Below are 25213 nucleotides of genomic sequence, written 5' to 3'. Positions count from 1 at the left end.
GTTGTGGATAAAAAATTAGCACTCTCAGCGATTATACCAATTGTAGTTATACTAATATATTCTATAATTTTTCGTATAAATATAATAAATGCAATAATTGAGATTAATCGTATTTTCGTATTGTTATTTTTTCTTTCTTATATAGGTCAAATTCTTGTAGTTTCTTATAGGGATTCATTAATAACCAATTTAGATTATTATACTGCATTTAAAGCTAGATTACTTGGAAATGCTGTAAGCCTCATAATACCTGGAGCCGCTGGGCCAGATTTAAGTAGAGCTATAAGTTACGTACATAAAAATGTAAAATTAGATAAAGCGTTCACTTTAGCGATTTATGAATCTTTTTATGATGTAAACGTAGGTGCAGTTCTATTCTTATTACTCTTCTGGATCAAATTAACCCCATTAGAGAGTATTCTTATATTGGTGAGTTTAGCAAATATTCTTGGTTGGAGTAGTGGTCTAGGATATGCTTATTTCACTTCAGGCAAACTAAATAAAATAGAGCAAAAATTATTTAATTTTAAGATTTTTAAACCTTTAACTGAAAGTTACTTAAACCTAAAAGATGTATTAAGAGTACAACTCAAAAATAAGAAAACTGTTGCTTATTCGGTTTTTTTAACTGCATTAGGTTATTTTATTCAATCTTTACCATTTTATATTTTGTTTAAGAATTTTCTTTTTGATTACCTAGTCAATCAGACATATTTAGTAGCAACTCTAGTACCTATACCTTCTGCAGCAGGAATAGCAGAGCTGGCTCTTTCTGCAATATTGCCACCTATTTATGTTATTCAAATTAGGATTCTTGAATTAGTTTCATATTCCTTTGGTTTTATCTATATAAAAGAAATTAAACTTGAGGTTTTGAAAAAAGAAGTGAAAGAAATATGGAAAACTTCCTAAAGGAGCCTAATAAAGAAGAACTAAGAGAATTAAATTCAAAAATATTAACTAAAGAATGGACATGTATCAAAGCGTCTTTCAAACCAGAAGATCTAATATTTTCTTTTCTTACATTCAAATACGGAAAAGTTAACGCCATATCGTTCTCTTCTGATGATTGCGAAATACAGCTTATTACGAACAACAGTGGTAAATTTATTAGTATTGAGGGAAAGCATTATTATTTAGGATTAAATTCTTTTGTTTCAATTTTTCCTCTATCAATAGATGATATATTGCCTATTATATCTGGAATTACGGTTTCTACAATTATTGAAAGAAGGAATTACTCAGACTTTGAGATAGATATACTTAATGATCTTATAAAATTAGGAGTTATAGTAGAAGAAAATCTAAAAATACCCAATTATAAATCTCTTCCATTATTTTTTTCTCTAATGTTATCCTTTGATCCGTATATACCAGATATTACAGGAAATAGAGAAAATTCAATAAAAATGCTTAAGGAAATAAATATACAAGAGACAGATAAACTAGAAGATATAGATGAAACTAAATTAAATTCACTTATTTATAAAATAATCTCTAGTGAACTAAAAATAAACCCAAAGTTTAGCAGAGAACAAATAATAACAAAAAGGGCCTATTACCTAGAATATGACTCGCTTGAATTAGCGTTTGCACTCATTTATTTTCTTGATCTAAAAGGTAATGGTGATATATTTCAATTTGTTATCTCCCCAAATTATGCTGAGACGCTAATATATAAATTCAGAGAGGAGTTAAGCAAAGGATTTTACATAAAAGATGTAAATGAAACAGCTAACTATTATATAGTAGAGAGCAACCTCAAGTCACCTACACTTATACAGCTTATCCTTCTTCAAAGTGGGAAAATAAAGAGAAATAAACCAGTAGCTATAAAAAATGAGGAAGGAGTTTTTACAAGTAGATTACAAGTTCCAAGTTTAAAGGAGGGATTGGTTAAAATTGAATATAACGGTTGAGATAACTTATGATACAAATTATGCTAAAGAAATATCAAATAGTATTAATGTCGATAACATAGATATTCCAAAGGGTATGAATATAGATATATCGCATAAAGAAAATAAGATAATTATAAAAATATCCATGGAAATAACGGAACCGAGAAACGTACTAACACTTAGAAACACCGTAGATGAAATATTACAGCATATTTCGACTATAGAGAAAACACTAACGAAATTATCACCCTAAAAAATAATATTAGTTTTTACATTATTATGTAAAATGCGATTTACATGTAATAAAGACTATAAAACAACGAGAAAGCCATACAATTAGAACCTTATTAGTAGTTAAAGTAGATTATGGTAAATTATTTAAAGTTTCTCACATAACTGTATATCATGCCACTTAGACCAGGTAGATGCTATCGCCACTTTTCCGGACCAGCATATACAAGAAAAGAGTATATACCAGGTGTGCCAATGCCCAAAATAACAAAATTCACTATGGGTAATGTTAATGGAGATTATGATTATGAACTTAGGCTAGTTGCTTTAGAAAAAGGTCAAATAAGACATAACGCATTGGAAGCAGCACGTGTGCTTGCATTAAAACAATTAACTAATAAAACTGGATCTGACCAGAATTTTGCCCTAATAGTTTTAAAGTATCCTCATCATGTTATCAGAGAAAATAAAATGATGGCTTTCGCTGGTGCAGATAGATTACAAGATGGTATGAGATTATCTTTTGGTAAGCCAATAGGAACAGCTGCAAGAATTGAGAGATTAGGAGATATAATAATGATCGCAAAAGTAAAGAAAGAACATTTGGAGATAGCAAAGAAAGCATTTGAAGCGGCATCTTCTAAGATTCCATTAAAAACTAGAATAGATATCGTTCCTATTCCTAAAGAGGCAGTTGTACAGTGAGTTATAATTTTCAGGAGGAATATATAGCTGACGAAATCAAAAAAAGAAATGCAAAAAAAGTTATTCTTCAATTTCCTGAAGGATTAAAGATTTTTTCTACCTTAGTAATAGAAAAATTAAAAGAATTTTTACCTGATGTAGAGTTTATAGTTTCTGCAGACCCAAATTGGGGAGCTTGCGATATAGCTGAGGATGAAGCTAAAAACATAGGTGCAGATTTAATTATTCACTTTGGCCATACTCCGTATACTTGGTATTATCCTAAGTTTCCTACATTATTTGTCCCAGTCGAAAGTAATCTAGATATCAGTGATGAACAAATAAATGAAGTTATCAATTTTGGAAAGAAATATGAGGCAAAAACTATCAGTTTAACAGCCACAGTACAGCACATAAAATTAATTAGAAAGATTTCGCTAAAACTATCTGATTATTTTGATGTAAAAATAGGAAAACCTTCCTCTATTTTTATGTTTGATGGACAAATTTTAGGATGTGACTATAAGGCCGCTACCAGTGTAGATGCAGATTTATATATTAACATATCTGGTGGGATATTTCACGCCATTGGAGTAGGTTTAGCTACCGGAAAGCCTATAGTAAAAATAGATCCCTATACTGGTAGGGTAGAAGATCTCTCAAAGGAGGTTTATAAAATATTAAAAATTAGATATGCAAAAATAATGGAAGCTATAGATAAAAGAAATTGGGGAATTATACAAGGAACTATGAACGGACAAAATAGACCACTTATGGTTAAATATTTTGAGAAAAAACTTAAAGAAAAAGGATATAATGTATACGTTTTTCTCAATAGAGTGCTAACGAAAGATGTGCTCAGAAATTTAAGTCCCTCTCTAGATGTATTTTTAGTAACATCATGTCCTAGACTCCCAATAGACGACCTATATGATTTTGAAAAACCAGTTTTGACTCCGGGTGAGGCTAAAATGATAATACTTAACAACTTTGATAAATATATATTTCCCTGGTGAATTAAATGAAAAAGCAAGGAGAATTACTACTACCGGGTGACGAATTAAGTGTTATCGAAGAGTTCATGGCCGGTGAGGGAACTTATGAGTATGAAGGAAGAGTTTATGCTAGCGTAGTCGGTAAAGCGTTTTATGACATGATAAACAGAAAAACTAATTCTATAAGTTTTAAAAAGCCTGGATTATTATCTATAAAGAAAGCTAAATACGTCCTAGGAATAGTTAATGGAATGAAAGAGGATTCTGCACTAGTAAGTATTTATTCGATAGAAGACAAAATTATAAGTGTACCTATTACAGCGTATATTCATATTTCTCAAATTAGTAATAAATATCTTAATAGTATTACTGAAGCATTAAAAGTAGGAGATGTTGTAAGAGCAAAAGCATTAAATTTCAGCATACCTCTTCCTTTAACAATAAAACAGAAGGATTTAGGCGTAGTTTTTGCTAAATGTTCTATTTGTGGTACAAAAATGATTAAAAAAGACGAAGAACATTTAAGGTGTCCAAACTGTGGTAATATTGAGACAAGAAAATTAGCATTGGTTACGGTGAAGAAAGGTGGAAATTAAGATATTACGTTCAGGGGAAAACTACCTAGAATTACAAATAGACGGAGAAGAGCATACTATAGGAAACTTACTAAAAGGTTATTTATTAAAAGTCCCAGGAGTAAAATTTGCTTCATATTCTAAGCCACACCCATTAATTGACAGTATAATACTAAAAATAATGACAGACGGTAGTATATCTCCAAAAGAAGCTCTTGTTAAAGCAATAGACCTTGCTGAAGAAGACACAAACAAGTTCATCGAAGAAGTGAAAAGTATTGAAAAAAGGTAGCAGATTAGCAGTTATTGCAAAATCAGATAAATTATATGCTATATGTGTTTTTAGAGGAAAATTTCTTGAAAAGATATTTTTTGAACTAGAAGAAAAAGCTGTAAGAGAGAAATTCTATAATTCTAGTATAGTTGGAGAGGTTAAAGATATTAGTAGTGATAAAGAGAAAGAAGAATATTGTAAGAGTATATTAGAAAAAATTGAACGAAAACTAAATAAACTATTAATTAGGTAGATATAGCTATTGGTGGTTTAAATGAAATTCTGCCCAAAATGTGGTTCAATAATGGTTCCTAAGAAAGATAACGGGAAAACAGTATATAAATGCCCAAAATGTGGTTATGAAGAGGAAAGCACATCATCTGGATCAATGAAAATTAAAACAGTAGTAAAACACTCAATAAAGGAAAAGACTTTAGTAGTAGACGGAGATGCTCCGCCAGCTGGAGCACAAATAACTAAAGGAGTTACTTGTCCAGCTTGTGGAAATGACGAGGCATACTTTTGGATACTGCAAACTAGAAGAGCAGATGAGCCACCAACAAGATTTTATAAATGTACAAAATGTGGCAAAGTTTGGAGAGAATATGAATAACTATTATGATGTAATTACTATTCTAAGTTGATGACTCCTCGGAAATTCAACCCCAAACAATTCTTTTAAAATACGTTTCAAATCATTCTCCGTTACATTATAGACATTATTATTAAACCCATGTTCTATTATTTTATAATTATTTTCATCAATTTTTACAATCTCAATCCATCTATCCCCCTTAAAACTCTCAACTCTTAGCCTTTTACCAAAAGGTAGTTTAACTATTTGCATATATACTAGCCTATCAGCAGATTTAGCAGATACCCACGGCATTATAAACACCTATTAAAAAGTATAGCGGACCCGCCGGGATTTGAACCCGGGACCACCGGCTCACTTCGGCCTTCACATAGAAGGCCGGCGCTCTATCCTGGCTGAGCTACGGGTCCACAGATTCTAACTCTTATACTGACTTAAAGATTTTTCGCTTTAAAAAGAGTTAATATAAAATCTCATTATGGGATAACTAATCGGCTTCAATATAGAAAATTTATAATATATTCTATAATAAAAATGTTTAAGGTTAATTTAGAATAATAGTTTAAGAAAATTCCATTACCATAAAAATCATAATACTTGTTCATTAATTAATAAATATTTTAATTTAATTTCCTAATTATGTCATTAATAAAAAGAAATTTCCAGTTAGTAAGAGGATCTTTCTTATGCATTTTTAACGCAACGTACAAATGTAACGAGATATTATACTTTCTGAGATTTTAAAGGACAAGGTCTTCTCCTAACATATGCAAGGTTTCTGTGTAATTTATATTCATTCTATCCTTCACGTACTTTACAGCATCATTTATACTCTCTTCCCCTTGCTTCTAGCTAAGCCTTATTCAGCTCATGCGATATTTTGGCATAAGTTATTGATTATTAAAATGCTGTCCTTTAAGGTCTTACCAAAGTACAGAATTAGATAAACTATGAAAGTTATTTCACCCAAAGATATATAAGATTAAATATGTATATTGTCGTACTTAACTATAAACTAAACAATGCTATCTCAATATATAAAGTAATAATAATAAATTTATGTAATACTCATAATACCTTAAGAGCTAGTTGAAAGAGAAAATAAATTAAGAGTATTATAAGATAATGTTTCACTTTATCTATTGATCTTGGCAAAAATTTAAAAGATACGGGTTAAGGTTAAAATATATATGATACACATATGGCTCGTTAACATCACTATAGCAATAATATCTATAATTATTGCTGGTTTAATAGCATTTGAGCTTTTCCAAGTAAGAAAATTCAGTAAGACAAAGTTGACTATTGCTTTGTCTTTTCTAGGTGCAATTCTGGTATTAGAGGAATTAGTTATATTCTCTGCATTTATGATGTGGTCCTCATATGATAATCCTATGTATGCTTATCCGTCAATGGCAATAGCAACTCTTAGTCTTTTGGGTCTTATAATTTTATATTACATTTTAAGAATTTAGATTGGAAGACCGACGATTAAACTTATGAAATAACCTAAAGTAATAAAGGGTATAACTGGAACCCCCCACATAACCCATATATAATCATCTTCTTTTATTAGACCTTTTTCTACATACTCCTTAAATTTTTTCCTCCACTCGGCATCGTCCTCTTCTACGGAAAAAGTAGTTCTTAAAGTAATTACACCATTCTTCTCATCAATTTGAGTTAACGGAAAAAGAAATTTAGAATTCAGAAATTCTCTTACTGTAATTCTCCTTCCAGATAAGGCTAATACAATCCTGGTAGTAAGTGGATAATTATATGTATACTTATAATTTTTTACAAAATTAAATAAACCAGAGAGGAAAATAAAGATTGAAGAATATAACAAAATAGTTAATGGTTCTAAACCTATAATAGATAATTCAGAGTAAAAAAGCGGTCTTACAGAAGCATTGCTAAATGATAAAATAAGTGACAGAAATAAATCTGCACCCCCCATCAAGGATAGCCAATAAAAAATCAATATAAGAAGATTAGTAGTTATTACTGAGTATAAATATAGAAAAAGTGATAAGTTATGATATTCAAAAATGAATAATATAACAAGGGGAGAGTAAATTAACCAAATTTTAAGATCAATCTCTCTAGTTTTTAGATCTAAAAATGATGTATGAATAAGCATTATGCTTGTTAGTAATATTTGAATTATATAAACCAGCTCCAAGGATCTATGCACCCATTACACGGCAGGAAGCCCTCCTCACTCTACCCACTACGGGGTTGTCTGAGGGCTAGATACCCCTTAACTTAAATTTTTAACTTTGACTTAAATTTCTTACTCTCTCGTATTACTACGAACTGCAAAATTTAATATTGCTTATACAATTTATACATGATGTTCTCACTAAGTAAGGAATTAGAAGAATATAGAGCAAAAATTAGAGAATATGCTCAGAAAACTGTAAGAGAATACGCAAAACAAATGGATGAAACAAATGATGGAGGAGATAAGATAGTAAAAGATCTAGGAGAAATGGGATTACTAGGAATGAAGCAACCAACAAAATACGGAGGATTAGGATTAGGCGAAATGGCTTTTGCAATAGCAACAGAAGAATTAGGAGCTGAAAGTGGGGGAGCATCACATTCTTTACATACACAACAAAACGCATTACAGCTATTAGTCTCCGTAGGTGGAGATTCGGCACAAGAATGGATAGAGAAAGGAATAAAAGCAAAAGAAGTTTATGCAGTTGCATTAACAGAGCCACAAGCAGGTTCTGATTTAGGAGCTTTACAAACTACAGCAAAACCAGATGGAAGTGAATTAGTTTTAAATGGTGAGAAAATATTCACTAGCGCAGCATCTTTCTCTACTAAAATGGTTGTCTTAGCAAGAACTAGTGGAAATCCAGGAGATAGACAAGGTATTTCACTCCTACTTATAGACTCTAAATTGCCCGGAATAGAAATACATAAACTTGATTTAATGGGGATTAGAGGTGCAGGAGTATCTTATGTTAAATTTAACAATGTGAGAATCCCAAAGGATAGTATAATAGGTAAAGAAGGTGATGCTTACAGAGGAGCATTAAAAGCTTTAATGGTTAGTAGAAACGGTTATGCTGGAATTGCAGTAGGAATTGCGAGAGGTGCTCTTGAGGAAGCTATTTCGAGAGCACAATCAAGAAAGCAATTTGGTAAAGCATTAATAGAACAAGAATGGATTTCCTTTAACTTAGCTGATGCTTACATAAAAGTTGAAGCAGCTAGATTACTCACATGGAGAGCTGCCCAATTATTTGATAATGGTTACGAAGCGACTACAGAAGCGTCTATGGCTAAATATTATGCTGCTGTAACAGCAACAGAAGTAACTAGACTTGCATTACATATTTTCGGTGGACATGGATTAAACAGAGGTTCTAAAGTTGAAAGACTATATAGAGATGCAAAGATTATGGAAATAGCTGAAGGAACAAATGAAATGCAATTGGTAGCAGTATCTAGATTATTCCAACCAAAGAAATAAAGATGTAGAGGATAGCGAAGTTAACTACTAAAACTGGTATTGAATATTTCATGAATTCAAAGAAACTAAAACTTTTTCCTCCTCTGCTTTCTGAAGCTTCAGATATAATTACATTACTTGCTGCACCAATTAATGTAAAGTTACCCGCTATTGTACTTCCCGCGGCTAATGCAATCCAATCAATAGTAGAAGTTGCCCCTAGGTGTATCATTTCTGGAATATATATTGCTACTAACGGGACATTGCTTAAAATCTGACTTAATAAGATACTAGAGATCATAATAAGAAGAACATTAGTAGGTGGAGGTAAAATTTGATATATTAATTCAATTATACCGCCTTTATAAAGACCTTCAGTAAAGATAAAGAGACCTACAAAAAATAATATTGTTGACCAGTCAATCTTACTCATTATTTCTCTCCTTTCTCTATTTATTAGAAGAAGAATTGATGAAGTTGTAAGAGATGCTAGTAGGATATCAATTCTAATAAAACTTAAAATAAAGAATAATATCACAGTTATAAAAAGAAGAAGCAAAGAAGAATAAGCTAGACGTTTATTTATTTTTACATCTATTTTAATATCATCTATTTTTACACTTTCTAATCTATTCTTAAAGAGAAGTAACATAACATAATATGATAAAAACAAATTAAGAATAGTAGGAATAGCCAAAAATTCTAGGAATGAAACAAAAGGTTCTTTTAAGTTTCCCTCAAGAGCTATAAGAAGATTTTGTGGATTTCCAGTAGGCATCATTACACTTCCTATTGTTACGCCGAAAGCTAGAGAATATAAGTATGGCATTTCATCTACGTTCATATATCTTGAAACCTCCAATATAACTGGAGTCCAACTAGCAGAAACACCATCATTAGTAACCAGATTTGATAAGAACCCAGAATATAGTAGAATATAAAACATTATTTTCTTACTTTCCTTATATTTATTTATAATCAAATAAGCTAAATATCTAAGAAAACCAGATACTTCAAGTGATGATGAGAAAATAAAGAGAGTGATAAGAAAGAGAATTACATCGAGATTAATCGATTCAAGAGCCTGGTTAACATCAATAACACCGAAAATTATCATCAAAACACCACCAAAAAACATAGAAGTCCAAGGAGGTATTTTTGTTAAACCTCTAAAAGCAATCATACCATAAACTATAATTGCAATAATTAAGGCAACCAAATACACAAGATAAGTAACTGTGAAGAACTAAAAAGAGTATCTGAAAATTAAACGCTAAAGAGCAATTTCCCTTATAACCCTTACTTATAAGCTAAATTTTTGTGAAGTATTTCGTAGGACAAACATTTATTATAGCAGGTTTAACGATGCTATCACTACTTTATCCTATTTCTCTATATCAGAATACACATTCTATGGTATTATTAGGGTTAAGCATAACACTAAATAACATAGCTAATGGTATCGGATCTTATATTTGGGGCATCATAATAGACAAAAGCGAAGAAAGATATTCCTTCTTCATATTATTACCTAGTGTTGGAATGATGATATCTTACTTAATACTTAAAACGAGTTTAGGAGTAATAGGATATACAATTTTAGGTTTTTTCTCAGCACTTGATGGACCATTATATTCTGTCTTACTTTTAGAACAATTAGAAGCTGAAAAAACTGTATTAGGAAATGTGAGACTTTCGCAACTCTCCTTAGCGGGGAATATAATAGGAAGTTTGTTAGGAGCGTTAATTTCTGATTTTAGAATAATGTTCATTTTATTTCTAGTCGCTTTAGTACTTAATATTATATTTGTACCGAGATATAAAGGTGAAATTAGAGAGGACAAGAAAGAGAAAAACAAAGCAATAAAAGATCTATATGAAGCTTTGATTTCATTCTCTATGTTTAATTTATCAGCCGAGATATTTTATGTAACATATATACCTACACTCACCTTGTTTAGAATCCCTAAGTATATCTATTTCTTAAGTTATACATTTCTATATATAATAAATGAATTCATGTATAACAAATCAATAAAAATTATAAAAGGAAATGAAATCTACTACAGTTTTCTAGTTATGAGTTTAAGAGGTATTATAATGATATTTATGGGTCTAATAACATTTTTAAAAATTAATATTTCAGATTCTATATTTATGCCTTTTATAACCTTTGGCTCACTATATCCTCTATACAGCACGTCATTCTTCTCACTTATATTTAAAAATCTTCAGAAAAATAGAGGAGCAATTCTAGGCATTTTTAACGCTGGTGAAAGCTTCGCCTCAGCTGGAGGTAGTGCATTAACCGCATTAGTTTCAAATAACAATATTTCACAAGCTTACTTTATGGGGTTCTTTGGCTTCTCCTTATCCTTTTTCTTATGGCTAGACTTCTTAAATAAGAGATTGAATATAAAAATCTAGAATAGTTATTAGCTTTTAATACTTTTGGAAATTTTTATTTACATTTTAACAAAAACGAGATAACGCCATATAAGTATATAAATGACGGTATCATGTCCACTTATATTCCTTCTAATAACTTTGCGTAAAAAAGCCATAGTTTAACATAAATTATTTTTAGTAAGATCGTGTATATCAATTGCACCATACTATTTATTAAATCCATAAATCTTCAAGATACTCGATATCTTATTTAATCCACATATTTTCTAATATAGATACTATGACTTATCAAATTCACAACTAGGCGTTAACATCGCATACACTGTAATTTTGGGTAAAAGTTTAAAAATAGTAAAATATGATGTAATTTTGACCTAAAATGAAGGGAATTTCAAACATAATATTTGCTGTAGTAGTTGTAATACTACTTATAGTTGCAGCAATAGGTTTTTATGAATATTCAACTATATCTGGGAAATACTCAGCACTTCAATCCTCATATTCTTCGCTATCTTCACTTTCCTCTAGTTATATGAACCTCAGCAATCAATACATGTCACTACAATCAAAATATTCCCAATTATCTAAGAACTATACTGCACTAGAAGCAATGTATAATACACTTTTAACATACTTGAAAGGAAACGAATCATTACTTAGCATGTACCAAACGTTATATATGGAGGCTGAACATAATATAAGCGAGTTAGAAGCTCAATTACAATCAGCTAAAACAACTTCTGGAAAAGAAGGTGCAGCATTAGATGTTGTAATGCTGTTTTATGATGGTATCGCAATCGAGAATCCAAATGATGTTACTCCGTTCTTAGCACCAAACTTTACAGCAACAATAGAAGGTGTACCATTCCCTGGAACTTATTCACTCTCATCATTTAACTCTACTTGGTTATCTGACTTCTTCTCTACATATGAAACTGTATACTTCTATACTACCGCATTACCTACAGTTACAGCATTAGGTAATAATACATACGAAATAACTGATGTAGTACAGTATTTTGTAGCGCCAACTAATGATCCCGTATATCTACAAGTGTTTAATGCATCTAATACAATCATAGTACAATACATACATGGAGTTCCATATATTACAAGCCTAATGTGGAAAGGAAACGAAGTCCCGCCATCAACAGTAATAGCAGGCTACCCATCACAACATATGTTACAGTCTAACCAAGTATTAGAAGAATACTTATATGAGATAAACGCTCTAGGTGCAGAATTTCCACCAAACGTTATAGCAACATACTTCTCACCATCAGCAACGCTCATAATTAATGGTACTTTACCACCAGGATTAAAGGCTGGAACTTATCAAGGATTATCAAATATAGAGAACTTCTTTAGTACATGGGATAGTTACTTTATATTTGTTCTAGAATACTTACAAAATCTATTACCAAATGGAACAGCAGTACCGCCCACAGTACAAATTAATTTATCACCATCTGGAGCTAATGCTACATTAACAGTTAATGATACAGTTATATTTGGATTCGTAAATCAAGGTCAACCTGGATTCCCAGCAATCTATGATATGCACGCAATAGTAACTACTTACTTTGTATATAACTCAACTAGTAGCATGTGGCAAATAGTTAAGCAAGTATGGAATGTACAAATGGTCCCAATAGCTTCAGACACAGTTTATTATCCATTAGGACCAGCAACCTTTATAGTAAATAGTGAAAGCACTGTAACAGTTAATGCAACAAAAGGTGCTGTGATAGCTGATGGTAATATAATTGTCACAATAGAACCTGGTACTTATGCTTACAATACAATGACAAATCAGACATTATCATTGTACAATTTCTCTGTAATAACATTTAGTATGGAGGGGGTATACGCACCGCCTAATACGTCTTACACACCATTATACGCTTTTGCATTTGCAATTAATGGGCAAATAACACCAGCGTGGGAATTAGTTACTGCCACGAAGGCACCATCACCTGCAATTACTATAGTATTAGGAGCAACTGATACATGGACCTCATGGACATGGTTTGGAGGAACATTTAATGGAACAGTATATGTTGGTGGAAGCTACAAATTTGCTGACCACTGGATATATGGAGACGGAGTAATTGCAAACATTCAATTCTTTAAACCAGTAATATGGATATTTGAAGCCTCACAAACACCAGTAGGCCAACCACCCATGCCAACAAGTGTATCAGTAAGCCCAGTATACGGTATGAATCCAGTAGTTGCATATACTTATCAGATAAATGGCACTGAAGGAGGAGTAGTATTCGCAGGAAATATTATAACTATAATTAAACCTGGGTCATATATAGTAAACACAACATCTAATGTAACATTAAAGACATATAACTTCTCAATTATCTATTATCAATTAAACAATCTACCCAATGCACCAAATGGCCAAACCCCAATATTAGGTTTTGCTTATGCGATTAATGGGCAAGTAACTACTAAATTATACTCTACACAGCCGTGGATAACAGTTGTAATAACATCAGATTCACAATCAACCACTATGTGGACCTGGTTATCAAGTGGATATGTATTTAAAGATCCAATAATAATCGGAAATGGAATAGTAGTGAACTTAACATTCTTTAGACCAGTACCATGGATACTAACAATGCCTGCTATAACTTCTACTTCGACAACAACATCAACAACAACTTCATCATCAACCACTACCTCTTCTACTATTGGTTATTGGGAATAATAAGAATAAAAACAAAAAATTTATTTTTATTCAATTTTTATTAATATTCTTCCATCTCTATTCTTATTAAATAAATCTTGTAAGGCTTCTTTTCCATCTTCCAGTTTTCTTACTTTCCATACTTTTACTTTCAATTTCTTAGCCATAGAGGCTAATTCTACTAACTCTTTTCTATTACCTCCAGTAGTTCCTATTAGACTGGCATGTTTTCCATAAATTGCTCCTAAATCTAAACTTACATTACTACCCGTTATACCTCCAAAGAACAAGAGCTTTCCATTTAACCCTAGAACTGATAGGCTTTTATCCCAAACGGATGAGCCTACTGAATTTATAACTATATCTGCCATTCTTCCATTAGTCAGTTCTTTCACTTTTTCCTCCACCTTATCATAACTGACTACTTCATCAGCACCAAATTCCTTAATCCAGCTTTTGTTACTTACTGCAATAACATATCCTCCCATCATTTTAGCAAACTGAACTGCAAATTGTCCTGTATTTCCACTAGCACCAAAAACCACTACAGTTTTACTAAATACTTGCACAGTGTTTAACGCATGATAAGCGGTTAATGCGGCTACTGGTAAACTTGCAGATATCTCATCATTAATCCCTTCAACTTTTACAAGATTATGTTCTGAAACAGAAAAATATTCAGAAAAACCACCATTAGTTATTATACTAATTATTCCACCATTTCTACATAACTGTTCCATACCTTGTAAACACATATCACACTTTCCATCAAATACTCTATTATAGACCACAACTTTATCGCCAATATTTACACTTTTTACGTGATCCCCTACTTTAACGACTTCTCCGTATATTTCTGCACCAGGGATATGAGGCATAGGAGTTACTGGTATAAAATTAACTACAAAATAATCAATAGGATTAACACCAGCCATTTTTACTTTTACGAGAACATCATGAGGACCTAAAGTTGGTTCTTTTATATCAGATATTTTTAGGTTTTCAATTCCCGATTTCTCAAAAATTAAGGCTTTCATCATAATCATTTATGTATATATTAGTATAAATCTAACTTAACTTAAGTAAAGCTAATTTTCTTTGATTTATAAATAACAATCTTAATGAAAGTAGATATACCATTAGAAAGTAGGATTAAGATTTAAGAAATTTTTTACGCCTTTCTATTGCTTCTTGGTATACTTGCTTCTCTCTTTCCGTTATCGGAGTATACTCTTTTACTTTAGTTGGCCTTCCAGATTTATCTATTCTTACATAATTAAAATATGCTGTAGTTACATGTTCTTCTACGAAATTTCTAGGATCTAATCTTATCACATTTAGTATCACTTCAAAAGAAGTACTCCCTATATAAGAAATTCCAGCTCTTATTTTAATGATATCTGAGAGCCTTATGGGAGTATAAAAGCTAGTACTATTAATAGAGACTGTAACTACTGCACCTTCTTCTGAGATGTAATTAAGGCATAATGCACCACCAATGTCGTCCATTAATTTAAGTAATTTTCCAGCTGAAATTATTCTTCCGTCATAAGTCATATCTGGAGTTACAAAATACGTTGACTCAGTTCTATATCTTAATCCATATGTAGGATCTGAGGTATCATATCTTTTTCTTATTCTATCCTTAATATTTTCTGCCCTTTCTTGCCTTCTTTTTAACGCTTTATTATACCTTTCTAACTCTTCATTACTTTCTGCATAAACTTTATTCTCTACAATAGTTGGTCTTAGAAATTCATCAACCTTAACATATGTAGCAAAAGCTTCTACTAACACTTCATCTCCCTTAATAGCCCTCATAGATACTTCCATTGAAGTATTGCCTACGTAATCCACTTCAGCCTCTATATCTATTATATCACCTAACATTATGGGTTTTTTAAATACAACATCGTCAATTGAGGCTATTACAGCTAAACCTCTAGCCACTTTCATTGCTGAAATCATTCCAGTATCTACAAGAAAATTTAACATATCTCCACCGTGTAATCTGCCTAAGAAATTGGTATTTTCATAATGAATGAGCCTTTTTGTTGTTACTCTCGTATTAGAGATTCTCAAATAAGACACCATTTATTTCGTCGGCTACTTTTAAATATTTTTTATCTAATTTAGAGTACTCTAATGCATAATCTCTCAATTGATCTAGTATATTTTTCCAGTTAACTTTTATATCTCTCAATACATCATCGGGTATTTTATCTAGCTCTATTCTTTTATGATTAGCTGAGAAAAAAGGTAAAAATTCATCTTCTGACAATGAAATAACTACAACCCCATTCCTATCTAGAACATATTCATGAACTCCTTTTTTTGATAGGGAGATACCAAAATCATCTGAAGGAGGAATTAATTTCATTATCTCCCTTAAGAACTGTAAAACACTTTCTTTATCTCCTTTACTTTTCATTTTTCTTAACGAAACTGCTAATTCACTCATCTTAACCAGCCTTGGATAAATCGTAATGCCCTAATGGAGGTGGTACTGGAACTCTTATTTTAATTTTTCCCTCTCTTAACCATGGAGATAATAAATATGCAACACCATTTTTTTCCCAGCTTAAAATTTTCGCATCACTTCTTGATAATCCTAAATTTTCAGCTACCTCAGGCTTAATTCTAAAAATTACCTTAGTATTTGCTAATTGTACAATTATATCAGAAAGATCATTGGGATTGTGTGTAGAGAAAATAAAACCCACTCTTCTCCTTCTTCCAAGTCTCATCATTGTTGATATTTTTCCTGCTACTCTTTTAACATAGTTTGCATCCTCTTCACTACCCTTACCTGATGGGAAAAATTTATGAGCCTCATCAATAATGAGGACTAGCCTGTCCTTAAGAGCTCCTTTTTTCATATCAAGCTCTCTTAGTTCAAATATCTTATCTAGAAAATAATATGATATTATTTTCTGGGAAAAATCATCTAACTCACTATTATATAAATCTAGAACCAATAGCTTATTAGAATCATATAATATTTTCTTCAAGGGCTCTTTTTTCACGCCTACATCAAATAATCCAGTTTCTTTTAATAAATATAAACCTCGTATGATGTTTTCCTTTGTACTTTTATGTATACTCAGCTTCTCTATATCATCAGTGTTCATAGCTTCTATTAAATCATCTAGCGAGTTGAATTCACTTCCTTTTTTCTTTATCAATATCTTGAGAAACTGAGTTGCTTGCTCAGAAAAATATGGATTTAATCTATGTATTAATTTCTTTACATCGTTAAATCTAAAATAAAAAGGGAAGATATAAGTTTCTGCTTTCCATTCACTATTACTAATAACAATATTTCCAGGATTAACGGATATATAAAAGTTAAAGCCTTTCCTTTTAAGATAATTTATAATTGGCTCTACATACAGCTTATAGTATGAAGAAGTTATAGATAATAAATCCTTTTTTCCATCTGTATATTTCTTTAACCATTTCTTAGAAACAGGATATATGATCCCCAATTTTATACCATTAATTTTAGAATACAGATTCTCAAACATAGAAAGACTTTCATTTACTAACTTATTACTCTTATCTGGAGGCAAAAAGATATGATAATAATCACCAGTTGCATCAAATACAAAAACTTTTGTGTCCTCCGCGACTTTATATATTCCAGCTATTAGATCCTTTACAAAGGATGTTTTTCCAGCACCAGTAGTACCTAAAATTAACATATGGTAATTGAGATCATCCAGGCTAATACTAACTTTGATTTTATTTTCTGGAGAATCAAGAAAGCCTAGCCTAAGAAGACCTCTATTAGTATCTAAAGCTCTTTCTATTATATCTGGGTTAGGTAAAATCACAGGCGATTGTGGTTCAATTATTATATCTGCTGCTTCTGGTTCTGTAGATTCAAGGACGTTTATTTTAGTCAGCATTTCACACTTAATTACAACATTCGATACTAATGAACCTGGTTCTTCATCATTTGTCTCATTTACTGAGAGTAAGGGCGAATCTGAAAATAATAATGATGATACGTCACTTCGCTCATAACCAACTACTCTCAAAAGAATAAAATAAAGGGTTTTAATGTCAATAGCTCCTAAAAGAATTCCTATTCTTCCTAGAAATGGATACTTATAGTATGTCTGAGCATCTAGGATTACATTTACAATATTATTTTCCTCATCAATTCTATTTGGAATATATTTTGCTACTCTACCTATGATAGTTCCTAGCGTTATAGCTAAAGCTTTAGCTTTTTCCATCCTATCTTTTACAGAAGATATAAAGTCCTCAGACAAGATCATACACCTCAAACTTGTTCTTAAAACTTTCTTGGAGCCCTATTCTATCAATAGAATATAGAATATATTTTATTATACCACTAGAAAGCTCTTTAGCCGTTTTATCTGCTATAGATAATATTTTAGGAATTCCATCATTAGAAAATGGTAAAGAGGCAACAATAGCTGGTGCGTTTTTATTTAACGACTCTATTCTTAATATCGAAAATTTAGGTAAATATTTATGATATGGGATTACTAAATAATTTACATAGTATCTTATTTTATCAATTTCCCTTATAAGTGGACCTACTGATATAATTGGATAAGGAGGATTATAATTGAACCTAACCAACTGAAATAGAAAAGCTTCATCAGATAAAAAACTCCTAGGGTTTATTTTATATCTGGATATAAACTCCTCACTATCTTTTAGAGTATTAACTAAGAGATTAGATTTGTCAAGCCTTTTTACTATTCCCACATATTTTTCATCTAAAACTTTTATTCTCTCCTTGACTATATACTCTCTTACTTTTTCTGGCAAGTAAATATGTGAAGGAAATAAAGGACCATCTATTACTGTTAATCCTTTATCCTTAGTAATTTTAAGTCCTTCTGTCTCAAGAATACTTCTCAGTTCTGTTTCTATTCTTTCTGGTTCCTGTATAGATAAAAATGGTTCACCAGTGAGAGAAACTGAAGTAAAAAAGGAATTAGAAGAATACAAGAATGGCTCGATTTTACCCTTTATAGGGTTAGAAGAAGCTAGTCCTATAAAGGGCTTTTTTATAGGTAAAGAAGGCAATCCGAAAAGGGAAGGATAAACTCCTATTATGGGATAGGTTGATGAAGATATTGCCAGAGTATTTATAGAAATTATTCCGCCAGCTGATATTAGACTTCGACTACTTCCATCAACTGCATAAATAACCTCATTTTCCCTTCTTGTTACATCGATTTCCGTAACAATTTCTTTGTCTTTTACACCTAAGATAGCTTTGTCTTTCTCTTGGTTTTCATCATTTTTGACTATAACAGTAAAATAATCTTTAACATATTTTTGAATAATCTCATCAAGTAATACAAATAATCCCTTATTTTCAGTCATCTTTCATATAAAAATATCGAGAGAAATATTTAAATATGGCGTAATACCAATAGGTATTACCTCTTCTTACTCATCTTTCATAAGTTGTCTAATTGCTACAATTACTGGATCCCAAACTCTACTAATTGCTGGTAAGTAACCCATCTCAATGAAGAATGTATCTTCTATGGTAAAGCCTTTCATTATCGCTGCAGCCATCATATCTATTCGTCCTAGTACCTCTTCACCACCAACGATTTGAGCACCTAAAATTCTCTTCGTATTTTCATCAGCTATAATCTTTACATGAATATCTTTAGCATCAGGATAATATCTTGCTCTAGTCTTCCCACTTATAGTTGCTGATATAGGTTTAAATCCGTGAAGCCTTGCCTCATCTTCTTGTAAACCCACTCGTCCTATATAAAATTCTTTATACTTAGTAATTTGGGTATTCACAACTCCTGGGAATCTCATTTCATGACCGCCTATATTACTTCCAGCCACATAACCCATCTTATTAGCTACTGGTGCAAAAGGAACCCATGCGGGTTTTTTAGTTATTATATTTACTGATTCAGTGTTATCACCAGCTGAATAAACTTCCCTATAGTTAGTCTTCATGTGATCATCAACTTTTATAGCTCCAGTCTCTCCTAGTTTTATTTTATCTTTTACAAGTTCAACATTTGGCGAGACTCCTATTGCTATTATAGTACCATCTACCTGGTACTTTCCCTTATCTGTTACTACTAACCTACCTCCTTCCTTTATAGTCTCAACGCTCTCATTGAGCCTAACTTCTGCATCTTTAGAAACTCTTTGAGTTATTATATTTCCCAGTTCAGTGTCTATAGTCTTATTTAGCAAATACTTACTCCTGTGAATCAAAATTACCTTTTTGCCTATATGAGTTAGTGCCTCCGTCATTTCTATACCTAATATTCCACCTCCTACTATTGCGATAGTATTTAAAGACCAAAGTCTCTCTCTTAATTCTACTGCATTAGCCGGATGATGTGCATAAAAAATCCTATCATTTCCGTCTTCAACTGGAATTTTTCTAGGTATAGCTCCCGTACTAATAACTAAATAATCATATTCAGCTTTGATTTTTCCTTCTCTAGATTCCCCATATACTATCCGGGAATCAAAATCAATATCTGTTACTTTCGTATTAGTTTTTACATGAATTTTTCTCTTTTCTTCAAAAAATTGTGGAGTATAAGTCATAAAAAGATTCTCGTCATTAAATAATCCTTCAACGAAATAAGGAATTCCACAAGGTGCATGACTAACCATTTTTGTTGATTCAAATACAACAATTTCCATGTCTGGCTTTAATCTCCTAACTCTTGAAGAAGCACTCATTCCAGCAGCTCCGCCACCTACTACTACTAAAGTTTCCATACATTAAATTAAGAGAAGACCTTTTTATATAGTATTAATAAGATTCTTTTATGGAGACAACAAGAAATCTATTTGAGGATTTAATAAAAAAACTTGAAACTATAAGTGAAGCTGGCTTAAGTTTTAATGAGGCTGAAATATTAAAATTTTTAAAGGCAGAAAGTAAAAAACAGTTAGAAATATTTGATAAACTTGAAAATTCCATAAAGTCACAAAATTGGAATGAAGCTATTTCGAACTTCTTAATTCTTGTAGAGAGAATAAATGTTTCCTTACTATTCTTATTACAACCCACAAATTATTCTACTCTAGTTAACAGTAGAATATCTAGTCTTTTTGAGGAATATTTATCTATAATATCTCTTTATGTTTCCTCTTCTTTGTTGCAATTAAGACCTAATTTAAAGAAAATTGGGATAGAGAGTATAACTGCATCAATTTCTTCTAATCCACCATCGATTAATATATCTATGGTGATTAAAAGTGAATAATCCATATGAGAATTGGATTATTTTTTTTCAAGAGGCCTTAAACACAAATATACCTATTATAGAAAAGATTGAGGAACTCGTTTATTTAGGAATAGGAGGAAGCGGAATACCTGGAAGGATACTAGAAATATTAGAACTGCCAGTTAAATACCAATTATTTAGAGGTTATAAGGTAAAGGTAAATGAAAAGAGTACAGTTATTGCAGTTAGCTATTCTGGAAATACTACAGAAACAATATTTGCATTATTAACTTCTCTAAAAAAAACTAGAAAAGCTATAGTAATAACATCTGGCGGAAAAATTGAAGAAATAGCAATCAAATACAATTTACCGGTAATAAAACTTCCTAAAGGTTTACAAACCAGATTTGTATTCCCCTATATTTTTACTTATCTTATTAGAATAATTAACGAAGGTCTAGGGACGAATTATAATGTAAACGAATTAGTAGAGGGAACTAAAGATTATTCTAAGTTAAATGAAATTTCTGGGATTTTAGCTTCCCAAATTATTGGTAAAATACCGATAATTTATTCATCAACTTTTCTTCCAATAGCCGAAAGATTTAAACAAGAAATTAATGAAAATGCGAAATATCCTGCATTTTATAATGAGTTACCAGAAGCAAATCATAATGAAATAGAATTGTATTCGTATCCTTCTCCCTATACTTTTTATCCGATTGTTATAGTTTCAGACAAACTTGATGAAGAGTCTGCGAATTTAATTAACGCATATAAGATATATCCATTATATCAATCAATTTTAAAGAACATTGCTAGCTTAACACTATTAGCCGGACTTACATCAGTTAAGCTAGCAATGTTATTAGGAGTTAAACCTGAACAACTTAATATAATACCAAAAATAAGGGAAAAAACCTTTAAGTTGTTTGAGGGTGATATTAATGCAAATCAGAATTTATAATACGTTAGGAAGAAAAATTCAACCATTAGAGACCGTAGAACCGCAAACTGTCAAAATGTATGTATGTGGTCCAACAGTATATGATTACCTTCATATAGGACACGGTAGAACATTTGTATCCTTTGACGCAATGGTTAGATATCTAAGATTAAGAGGATATAACGTTATTAGAGTTCAAAATATTACAGATATAGATGATAAGATAATAAAGAAAGCACAAGAAACAGGTAAAGATTGGACAGAAATTGTAGATTTTTACACAAAAGACTACCTTAATGCATTAACTCAATTAAAGATCGAAATAGACCAACACCCTAGAGTAACCTATCACATTAAGGAAATTATAAATTTCATACAAAAATTGATAGATAAAGGACATGCGTATGTAGCAAAGAGCGGTAGCGTATATTTTGATGTTGATTCATTTCCTTCTTATGGATTACTTTCTGGGACTAAAAAAGAAGAATGGAATCAAGGAGAGGAATTTGTTAAAGAAAAGAAAAATCCTTACGATTTTGCGTTATGGAAAGCTTGGAAACCTGGAGAACCCTACTGGGAATCTCCGTGGGGAAAAGGAAGACCAGGTTGGCATATAGAATGTTCAACAATGTCAATGAGATATTTAGGTGAAGAATTTGATATTCATGGTGGAGGAATAGATCTTATTTTTCCCCATCATGAAAATGAAAGAGCACAAAGTGAGGCTTTACTAGGAAAACAATGGGTAAAATATTGGGTTCATGTATCTTATCTTACTATAAAGAAAGAAAAGATGAGTAAGTCTCTAGGAAACATAATTCCACTTAATGAAGCATTAAAGAAATGGGGACCCTCAGTATTACGATATTGGTATCTTTCATCACATTATAGAAGTAGTCTTGATTTTAATGAGGACTCGTTAGATCAAGCGAGAAATGCCCTAACAAGACTAAAAGATGCAATTAGTATAATCAGAGATATTATTAAAGAAGGTCCTAAGTACTATTCAAAAGACGAGGATATACAAATACAAAGAAATATCATAGAATTAATCAAAGGTTTTCATGCTGCCATGAGTGAAGATTTTGACACGGCAAAAGCATTATCATATATTCATGAAATTGTTAGCCTAGTTTTCGGAAAAATACAGTATAGTAGAGACTTTATGTCAGCAATGTTAGCATTCGATGCACTTAGACAATTCAACTACGTGTTCGGTGTAATGGATGAAGAATTTTATCCTACATATGAGATGTTAAGTAAAGTGATAGATGCAGTAGTGGAAATAAGAAATCAGCTCAGAATGAAAAAAATGTACGATTTAAGCGATCAAATAAGAGCTATTTTGGCTAACGCTGGAGTAAAGGTATTAGATAGTAAAGACAAATCTACTTGGAGATTTGAGTAGATCTTTCCGTTATTATAATTGGCGTTTTTTCGCCATCAAAATATCTTTTTAACATTTCTATAGTAGTAGGACTAACCGCTATGTTTATTAATTCATCAAAGGAGAAAAATCTAGCATCTTCTGCATCACTATTTGCCATAAGTTCTCCTTCAATATTTTCACATATAAAATCTAGAATAATATAATGAAAACCTTCCTTAATTATTTCAACTATAGCTAATAACTCCTTTACCTTTACATTTAAGTTTGTCTCTTCTTTAATCTCTCTCTTGACAGCTTCTTCTAATGTTTCACCATATTTTACTTTTCCCCCAGGTATAGCCCAACTACCTTTATTTGGTGGATTTTTTCTTTTAACAAGTAAAACTTTTCTATCTTTATTGAAAATAACCCCTCCTACTGCTACTAAAGGATATTCCATATAAAGTTTACATGGGAAAAAAGTTAATATATAGTTAGTTTACGTAGAAATGAGATGATTAAAAGTATTTTACTCCTATTGTTAATATTACCCTTGCCTTTAATAATAACTAATTCACTGCCAACCATATATAATAACTATAATCATGTTCAAGTAATTAATAACATAACTATTTATAAAAATCTAGAATATAAAATAGTACTAGAAAAGAGTATTACAGTTAACGAAACACAGTCAAGTATAGTTAATAAAACAACTACAACAACAGTAAAACCAACAACAGTACAAAAAGTAATTTCCTCTTATATAATAAACTACACTGTAACCAATATTACTGGGACGAAAATTAATGTCATTATTTCTGGGAATTTCACAAAGAATTTTACTTTTATGCAGCAAGGTAATTATTCTATTAACTTATTTACAGATATAATGAACGTAAAATATCCTTACATATTACCATTCCTATTATTAAACAACACATATGCTCTAGTTACAGGTTCTACATATGTAATGTTTTTCGCAAAAATCCAAAACTACACTATAAATGGAAAAAATATTACAGCGTATAATTACTTTATAGTATATAACTCATCGTATTTCCAAGAATATGAAATACTTTATAATGGGTATTTAGCTAATTATTCTACAACATATAATGGCTCTACGTTAATTATGAGCTTATTAAATTATTATAACGAATTTAACATCACTTTAAACTCTAATACAAATCCATATTTATCTCAGCCTTATCTATATATAGAATATTTATATAGTTCCGCATCAAAGACCTTACAAGCCAGCAACTATGTTGAAGCATATTATCCTTTAATATCTGGTAATTATGTAGGGCAAATAGTTTATTTACTTTATCCACATGAAGGAAAACTTGTTGAACCAGAGACCTTTTATGGATTAAATGTAAATTTTGAACTATACTTTAAACCAATTAATGACCTAGTTCTAACATTTATGCCCTCTAACGATACTATAATTACTTGGAATGGAAAATTATTTGATTATGTAAATACTACCCCTATAAAACTTGTTAATGGAAGCATAGTAAATGCAATGCTCTATAGAAATGTAAGTACTAATACTACTGTGTACTTGTATTTCTCACAACAATCACATATATTATTAGAAGAACTTATCTATAGCAATCTACTTCATAACTATACGATAAAATTAGATTATTTAGGAAATCAATTTGTAAGTTTAAACCAGAATTATATAAATGTTACTTCTCCGACATATAAGACTTTACCCTATTCTTTAGTAAACTTTAATGAAGGATTAATAATTGCGATAGTGTTTACTGTAATAGTCTCTGCAATAATTATTCTTTTTAGACAGAGATAAATTGTAAGTTAAAACAACTAAA

27 protein-coding genes and 1 tRNA gene are annotated in these 25213 nt (G+C 31.1%); 17 read left to right on the top strand and 11 right to left on the bottom strand.

Annotation, left to right across the window (positions count from 1 at the left end; translation table 11 throughout):
* Nucleotides 1-3 precede the first annotated feature (3 nt).
* From D1869_RS12425 to D1869_RS12385, 9 genes are all read left to right on the top strand, one after another.
* Nucleotides 4-912 carry a lysylphosphatidylglycerol synthase domain-containing protein gene (locus D1869_RS12425; RefSeq protein ID WP_010980350.1) on the top strand — a complete coding sequence of 303 codons (909 nt, stop codon included), beginning with the start codon at nt 4-6 and terminating at the stop codon, nt 910-912.
* On the top strand, nt 897-1919 hold the full coding sequence (locus tag D1869_RS12420; protein ID WP_156015364.1) for an SSO0295 family DNA-binding domain-containing protein: 1023 nt from the start codon (nt 897-899) through the stop codon (nt 1917-1919). Before D1869_RS12425 ends, D1869_RS12420 begins: the two co-directional genes overlap by 16 nt.
* Nucleotides 1903-2154, top strand: a complete 252-nt coding sequence (locus D1869_RS12415) for a KEOPS complex subunit Pcc1 (RefSeq protein ID WP_156015363.1) — start codon at nt 1903-1905, stop codon at nt 2152-2154. The genes D1869_RS12420 and D1869_RS12415 overlap by 17 nt, the downstream gene beginning before the upstream one ends.
* 152 nt (nt 2155-2306) lie before the next feature.
* A complete protein-coding gene (locus D1869_RS12410; protein ID WP_156015362.1) occupies nt 2307-2837 on the top strand; it encodes a 50S ribosomal protein L16 in 531 nt (176 codons plus the stop codon).
* Nucleotides 2834-3832, top strand: coding sequence for a diphthamide biosynthesis enzyme Dph2 (gene dph2, locus D1869_RS12405; protein ID WP_156015361.1), 999 nt, complete (start codon nt 2834-2836; stop codon nt 3830-3832). Before D1869_RS12410 ends, dph2 begins: the two co-directional genes overlap by 4 nt.
* 5 nt (nt 3833-3837) lie before the next feature.
* On the top strand, nt 3838-4407 hold the full coding sequence (locus D1869_RS12400; protein ID WP_156015360.1) for an exosome complex RNA-binding protein Csl4: 570 nt from the start codon (nt 3838-3840) through the stop codon (nt 4405-4407).
* The gene (locus D1869_RS12395) at nt 4397-4678 is read left to right on the top strand and encodes a DNA-directed RNA polymerase subunit L (protein ID WP_156015359.1); all 282 of its coding nucleotides are present in this window, start codon (nt 4397-4399) and stop codon (nt 4676-4678) included. The genes D1869_RS12400 and D1869_RS12395 overlap by 11 nt, the downstream gene beginning before the upstream one ends.
* The gene (locus D1869_RS12390; protein ID WP_156015358.1) at nt 4665-4913 is read left to right on the top strand and encodes a hypothetical protein; all 249 of its coding nucleotides are present in this window, start codon (nt 4665-4667) and stop codon (nt 4911-4913) included. Before D1869_RS12395 ends, D1869_RS12390 begins: the two co-directional genes overlap by 14 nt.
* A gap of 21 nt (nt 4914-4934) precedes the next feature.
* On the top strand, nt 4935-5273 hold the full coding sequence (locus D1869_RS12385) for a transcription factor S (protein ID WP_156015357.1): 339 nt from the start codon (nt 4935-4937) through the stop codon (nt 5271-5273).
* A gap of 3 nt (nt 5274-5276) precedes the next feature.
* On the opposite strand, the gene D1869_RS12380 is transcribed toward D1869_RS12385, so the two are convergent.
* Nucleotides 5277-5549: a hypothetical protein gene (locus D1869_RS12380; RefSeq protein ID WP_156015356.1), complete on the bottom strand. Its 273-nt coding sequence runs from the start codon at nt 5547-5549 to the stop codon at nt 5277-5279.
* Nucleotides 5550-5574: 25 nt separating this feature from the next.
* Nucleotides 5575-5665: transfer RNA gene (locus D1869_RS12375), tRNA-Arg, on the bottom strand.
* 780 nt (nt 5666-6445) lie between these two features.
* Here D1869_RS12375 and D1869_RS12370 point away from each other — a divergent pair.
* The gene (locus tag D1869_RS12370) at nt 6446-6730 is read left to right on the top strand and encodes a hypothetical protein (RefSeq protein WP_156015355.1); all 285 of its coding nucleotides are present in this window, start codon (nt 6446-6448) and stop codon (nt 6728-6730) included.
* Here D1869_RS12370 and D1869_RS12365 read toward each other — a convergent pair.
* Nucleotides 6727-7398 (bottom strand): A24 family peptidase C-terminal domain-containing protein, encoded by a 672-nt coding sequence (locus D1869_RS12365; protein ID WP_184651022.1) that lies wholly within the window; start codon nt 7396-7398, stop codon nt 6727-6729. The two genes, D1869_RS12370 and D1869_RS12365, sit on opposite strands and share 4 nt — an antisense overlap.
* 213 nt (nt 7399-7611) lie before the next feature.
* Between D1869_RS12365 and D1869_RS12360 the strand changes: the two genes are divergently transcribed.
* Nucleotides 7612-8748, top strand: a complete 1137-nt coding sequence (locus D1869_RS12360; protein ID WP_156015353.1) for an acyl-CoA dehydrogenase family protein — start codon at nt 7612-7614, stop codon at nt 8746-8748.
* On the opposite strand, the gene D1869_RS12355 is transcribed toward D1869_RS12360, so the two are convergent.
* Complete coding sequence (locus D1869_RS12355; RefSeq protein WP_156015352.1) at nt 8723-9952, bottom strand: anion transporter; 1230 nt, start codon at nt 9950-9952, stop codon at nt 8723-8725. The two genes, D1869_RS12360 and D1869_RS12355, sit on opposite strands and share 26 nt — an antisense overlap.
* A 95-nt stretch (nt 9953-10047) precedes the next feature.
* On the opposite strand from D1869_RS12355, the gene D1869_RS12350 reads away from it, so the two are divergent.
* Both D1869_RS12350 and D1869_RS12345 read left to right on the top strand, forming a co-directional pair.
* Entirely contained in the window at nt 10048-11154 is a 1107-nt protein-coding gene (locus D1869_RS12350; RefSeq protein WP_156015351.1) for an MFS transporter, read from the top strand.
* Nucleotides 11155-11515: 361 nt separating this feature from the next.
* A complete protein-coding gene (locus tag D1869_RS12345) occupies nt 11516-13861 on the top strand; it encodes a hypothetical protein (RefSeq protein WP_156015350.1) in 2346 nt (781 codons plus the stop codon).
* 26 nt (nt 13862-13887) lie between these two features.
* On the opposite strand, the gene D1869_RS12340 is transcribed toward D1869_RS12345, so the two are convergent.
* The 6 genes from D1869_RS12340 to D1869_RS12315 form a co-directional block, all read right to left on the bottom strand.
* Nucleotides 13888-14877: an alcohol dehydrogenase catalytic domain-containing protein gene (locus D1869_RS12340; RefSeq protein ID WP_156015349.1), complete on the bottom strand. Its 990-nt coding sequence runs from the start codon at nt 14875-14877 to the stop codon at nt 13888-13890.
* Between the two features lie 115 nt (nt 14878-14992).
* A complete protein-coding gene (locus tag D1869_RS12335; RefSeq protein WP_184651020.1) occupies nt 14993-15931 on the bottom strand; it encodes an acyl-CoA thioesterase in 939 nt (312 codons plus the stop codon).
* Nucleotides 15909-16301: a hypothetical protein gene (locus D1869_RS12330; RefSeq protein ID WP_156015347.1), complete on the bottom strand. Its 393-nt coding sequence runs from the start codon at nt 16299-16301 to the stop codon at nt 15909-15911. Before D1869_RS12330 ends, D1869_RS12335 begins: the two co-directional genes overlap by 23 nt.
* 1 nt (nt 16302) lies before the next feature.
* Nucleotides 16303-18120, bottom strand: coding sequence for an ATP-binding protein (locus D1869_RS12325; RefSeq protein WP_375781475.1), 1818 nt, complete (start codon nt 18118-18120; stop codon nt 16303-16305).
* On the bottom strand, nt 18113-19213 hold the full coding sequence (locus D1869_RS12320) for a DNA double-strand break repair nuclease NurA (protein ID WP_156015345.1): 1101 nt from the start codon (nt 19211-19213) through the stop codon (nt 18113-18115). Before D1869_RS12320 ends, D1869_RS12325 begins: the two co-directional genes overlap by 8 nt.
* Before the next feature lie 66 nt (nt 19214-19279).
* The gene (locus D1869_RS12315) at nt 19280-20602 is read right to left on the bottom strand and encodes an FAD-dependent oxidoreductase (RefSeq protein ID WP_156015344.1); all 1323 of its coding nucleotides are present in this window, start codon (nt 20600-20602) and stop codon (nt 19280-19282) included.
* Between the two features lie 50 nt (nt 20603-20652).
* Between D1869_RS12315 and D1869_RS12310 the strand changes: the two genes are divergently transcribed.
* The 3 genes from D1869_RS12310 to cysS are packed head-to-tail and all read left to right on the top strand — an operon-like array spanning nt 20653 to nt 23408.
* The gene (locus tag D1869_RS12310; RefSeq protein WP_156015343.1) at nt 20653-21093 is read left to right on the top strand and encodes a hypothetical protein; all 441 of its coding nucleotides are present in this window, start codon (nt 20653-20655) and stop codon (nt 21091-21093) included.
* A complete protein-coding gene (locus tag D1869_RS12305) occupies nt 21086-22021 on the top strand; it encodes a bifunctional phosphoglucose/phosphomannose isomerase (protein ID WP_156015342.1) in 936 nt (311 codons plus the stop codon). The genes D1869_RS12310 and D1869_RS12305 overlap by 8 nt, the downstream gene beginning before the upstream one ends.
* Nucleotides 22002-23408, top strand: coding sequence for a cysteine--tRNA ligase (cysS, locus tag D1869_RS12300; RefSeq protein WP_184651019.1), 1407 nt, complete (start codon nt 22002-22004; stop codon nt 23406-23408). Before D1869_RS12305 ends, cysS begins: the two co-directional genes overlap by 20 nt.
* On the opposite strand, the gene D1869_RS12295 is transcribed toward cysS, so the two are convergent.
* Nucleotides 23389-23829 (bottom strand): NUDIX hydrolase, encoded by a 441-nt coding sequence (locus D1869_RS12295; RefSeq protein WP_156015341.1) that lies wholly within the window; start codon nt 23827-23829, stop codon nt 23389-23391. The two genes, cysS and D1869_RS12295, sit on opposite strands and share 20 nt — an antisense overlap.
* Before the next feature lie 54 nt (nt 23830-23883).
* Between D1869_RS12295 and D1869_RS12290 the strand changes: the two genes are divergently transcribed.
* Nucleotides 23884-25191 carry a hypothetical protein gene (locus D1869_RS12290; protein ID WP_156015340.1) on the top strand — a complete coding sequence of 436 codons (1308 nt, stop codon included), beginning with the start codon at nt 23884-23886 and terminating at the stop codon, nt 25189-25191.
* The last annotated feature ends 22 nt before the right edge of the window (nt 25192-25213 follow it).

Source organism: Sulfurisphaera ohwakuensis, from assembly GCF_009729055.1.
In the GTDB taxonomy this organism is placed as follows: domain Archaea; phylum Thermoproteota; class Thermoprotei_A; order Sulfolobales; family Sulfolobaceae; genus Sulfurisphaera; species Sulfurisphaera ohwakuensis.
Note: the sequence above shows the minus strand (reverse complement) of the source record. Positions and strands in the feature narration are given on the sequence as shown.

Excerpts from the sequence above, each read along its gene's own strand:
- D1869_RS12420 (WP_156015364.1), top strand. The coding sequence starts at position 897 with ATGGAAAACTTCCTAAAGGAGCCTAATAAAGAAGAACTAAGAGAATTA.
- D1869_RS12410 (WP_156015362.1), top strand. The coding sequence starts at position 2,307 with ATGCCACTTAGACCAGGTAGATGCTATCGCCACTTTTCCGGACCAGCA.
- D1869_RS12400 (WP_156015360.1), top strand. The coding sequence starts at position 3,838 with ATGAAAAAGCAAGGAGAATTACTACTACCGGGTGACGAATTAAGTGTT.
- D1869_RS12385 (WP_156015357.1), top strand. The coding sequence starts at position 4,935 with ATGAAATTCTGCCCAAAATGTGGTTCAATAATGGTTCCTAAGAAAGAT.
- D1869_RS12380 (WP_156015356.1), bottom strand. The coding sequence starts at position 5,549 with ATGCCGTGGGTATCTGCTAAATCTGCTGATAGGCTAGTATATATGCAA.
- D1869_RS12370 (WP_156015355.1), top strand. The coding sequence starts at position 6,446 with ATGATACACATATGGCTCGTTAACATCACTATAGCAATAATATCTATA.
- D1869_RS12365 (WP_184651022.1), bottom strand. The coding sequence starts at position 7,398 with ATGCTTATTCATACATCATTTTTAGATCTAAAAACTAGAGAGATTGAT.
- D1869_RS12360 (WP_156015353.1), top strand. The coding sequence starts at position 7,612 with ATGTTCTCACTAAGTAAGGAATTAGAAGAATATAGAGCAAAAATTAGA.
- D1869_RS12345 (WP_156015350.1), top strand. The coding sequence starts at position 11,516 with ATGAAGGGAATTTCAAACATAATATTTGCTGTAGTAGTTGTAATACTA.
- D1869_RS12340 (WP_156015349.1), bottom strand. The coding sequence starts at position 14,877 with ATGAAAGCCTTAATTTTTGAGAAATCGGGAATTGAAAACCTAAAAATA.
- D1869_RS12330 (WP_156015347.1), bottom strand. The coding sequence starts at position 16,301 with ATGAGTGAATTAGCAGTTTCGTTAAGAAAAATGAAAAGTAAAGGAGAT.
- D1869_RS12320 (WP_156015345.1), bottom strand. The coding sequence starts at position 19,213 with ATGACTGAAAATAAGGGATTATTTGTATTACTTGATGAGATTATTCAA.
- D1869_RS12315 (WP_156015344.1), bottom strand. The coding sequence starts at position 20,602 with ATGGAAACTTTAGTAGTAGTAGGTGGCGGAGCTGCTGGAATGAGTGCT.
- D1869_RS12310 (WP_156015343.1), top strand. The coding sequence starts at position 20,653 with ATGGAGACAACAAGAAATCTATTTGAGGATTTAATAAAAAAACTTGAA.
- cysS (WP_184651019.1), top strand. The coding sequence starts at position 22,002 with ATGCAAATCAGAATTTATAATACGTTAGGAAGAAAAATTCAACCATTA.
- D1869_RS12295 (WP_156015341.1), bottom strand. The coding sequence starts at position 23,829 with ATGGAATATCCTTTAGTAGCAGTAGGAGGGGTTATTTTCAATAAAGAT.
- D1869_RS12290 (WP_156015340.1), top strand. The coding sequence starts at position 23,884 with ATGATTAAAAGTATTTTACTCCTATTGTTAATATTACCCTTGCCTTTA.